Raw genomic sequence first — 1,327 nt, forward strand, 5'->3', positions numbered from 1 at the left:
CGCTTTTCTGGCGGCTCGCGCACCGGTGCCAGACGGCCGTCGGGACCTTAAAATCGACGGGATGACCGGCGGACAACACCTCCACGCCGGCCATACCAGGCCTGGCGGACCGCCCGGACAATCCTGAGATTCTGGCCGACGTCGGCGCCGCTTGGATATCCGCGATTGAATGGATTGCGCGCAGAGGCATTGTGCGTCCTTAATGCACGCATGGTCTTACGTGCTCAGCGTCAGAAATGACTGCGCTTAAAACGTCAGCTTGAAGCCGGCCGACAGGGTCAAGGCATAGAAGTCCATGCCAGCGCTATCCTTGTGGGTTCCTTGTTCGCCGGTCGCGATGCTGTAGGCCGTTTTCTAGCCTTTGTTGCGAAAATATTTGTCGACATTGCCGGCCAGGAAGACGCTGGCGCGGTCGGTCATCTGATAATCGATCTTGGCGCCGGCCGAGATGAACGGCACCGTGAAGAGGTCGTCCTCAAATCGCAGGCCGCGCCCCTCCTCGCGCAGCCAGTGATGGTCAACAGCGCTTGCATCAACGGTGAAGCCGCTGCGGAGCAGACCCGAGAGCGTCAAGTTCCCGAGCGTCGTGGTCGCTTTCGCGCCAAGGAACAGGCCGAAATAGCGCTGTTCGTAATCGATGACCGGTTCGCCGTCCGGGAACTTGCCGCGATCCTCGCAAAAGCCGAAGCGGTCCCCACTCTATATGTACGAACCGCCATAGGCCTTCCACTTCATGTTGGTGTATTTGAAGCCACCATGAAGGTTGATAACCGTGGCATCGTTGATCACGAAGTCTGGGCCTGCTGCCATGTCAAGGTTGATGTAGCGGTCAAGGCGGGTGTCGGGGTGGATTGACTGATCCGACCAATCCTGTCCGGCAATACGCCGTTGGCTGAGATGGTCCAGTTCTTCCAGACCTCGGCCTTTAGCCCGGTGGTCAGAACCGGCGCGCCGGTTTCCCAGATCAATTTGCTGATACGATTGCCCACTTCGTCGTAGAAAAGCTCGTTGCCCTTTAGCCAGGTGTAGCCAACGCCACCAAGAAACACGACGCTCTTGTCGGGCGCTGAATAGGTGGTCGAATGCGCCGCCATGGCGATGGTCGACGATGTGCAGAACGTGCCGAAAGCAAGAATTGCAAATGCTGATGTGCAGCGATTCATGGGGCCTCCTCGGGACCTCCGTTGGTGATCTTTCGTTGAACGACGGCGGCTCACAGCGCCCGTTTGCAGGCGTTGTTTGTCGCGGCGACCATTGCTGGGCATTGGTGCAAAGACGTTGAACTCCGATGCGATGTCCGGGACGGCTTTGGTCATTGCCCTTTGTC

Annotated in this window: 1 protein-coding gene and 1 pseudogene; one reads left to right on the top strand and one right to left on the bottom strand. The window is 58.5% G+C overall.

Annotated elements, in window-relative coordinates:
• The first annotated feature begins 321 nt into the window (after positions 1-321).
• Positions 322-855 (top strand): hypothetical protein, encoded by a 534-nt coding sequence (locus tag EN780_RS41045; RefSeq protein WP_245500214.1) that lies wholly within the window; start codon positions 322-324, stop codon positions 853-855.
• Here EN780_RS41045 and EN780_RS34360 read toward each other — a convergent pair.
• Positions 786-1,327: pseudogene (locus tag EN780_RS34360) on the bottom strand (hypothetical protein); the annotation flags it as partial. The gene EN780_RS41045 and the pseudogene EN780_RS34360 sit on opposite strands and share 70 nt — an antisense overlap.

Source organism: Mesorhizobium sp. M4B.F.Ca.ET.089.01.1.1, from assembly GCF_004022605.1.
In the GTDB taxonomy this organism is placed as follows: Bacteria; Pseudomonadota; Alphaproteobacteria; order Rhizobiales; family Rhizobiaceae; genus Mesorhizobium; species Mesorhizobium abyssinicae.